Annotated in this window: 1 protein-coding gene and 1 pseudogene; both read right to left on the bottom strand. The window is 44.6% G+C overall.

Annotated elements, in window-relative coordinates:
- Positions 1 to 464, bottom strand: a 464-nt coding sequence (gene gerQ, locus LD39_RS20955; RefSeq protein ID WP_035553447.1) for a spore coat protein GerQ, incomplete at its 3' end; no start/stop codon positions are given.
- A gap of 20 nt (positions 465 to 484) precedes the next feature.
- A pseudogene (locus tag LD39_RS22365) lies at positions 485 to 663 on the bottom strand (cell wall hydrolase); the annotation flags it as partial.

The following is a 663-nucleotide window of genomic DNA, read 5'->3' as shown; positions in this document are numbered from 1 at the left end:
TTAAATGGGTAGTTGTAATTAATCTCTTCGTCAAACGTAATGTAATCAAGATAAACCATAAGTAGAAGATATCTTTTTCCTGTTTGCGGGTCACTTAGAATGATGTGATCGCGCCCTGCTGCTTCGATGACCCCTTTAAAAACCTTGGCATTCCATTGATCGTTATTTTCAAAAGTCATGTAAACAGTCGCAGGTTTACCTGCATTCAGTCTTAAAATGTTTTCAATGTATGATTCCTCTGATGGAAGCATATTTGGCGGATTGATGCCGCCTTTAAATTGCCCTTGAGGCATTTGAGGAACTTGCATGCCCCCTTGTTGATAAGGGAATGCGGATTGCCCCTGACTTGAATAAGGGGCACTCGGATAATAATACATATACGGATTTCCAGGATTATAAGGCGAAGCGCTTTGTCCGGCCATCGGCTGCCCCTGGCCTCCCATCGAAGGTTTCTTCTGTGCCAACTGAATCACTCCTTAATATTTTAATACACACTAGGACAATCAGATCGCGTCGGAGAATAGAAGCAGTGAGATTTAAATCTTCCGGTATTCCACTGTCCGAACCATTGGCCAGGACAGTCTCCCGAAGGTTTGAAGAACCAAAGGGAGTTCGTCGCAGGATGGTAACGGCCGCCATTTATGACTTTCCGGGCGAGTCGCC

This window comes from Halobacillus sp. BBL2006 (assembly GCF_000786645.1).
Taxonomy (GTDB): domain Bacteria; phylum Bacillota; class Bacilli; order Bacillales; family Halobacillaceae; genus Halobacillus.
Note: the sequence above shows the minus strand (reverse complement) of the source record. Positions and strands in the feature narration are given on the sequence as shown.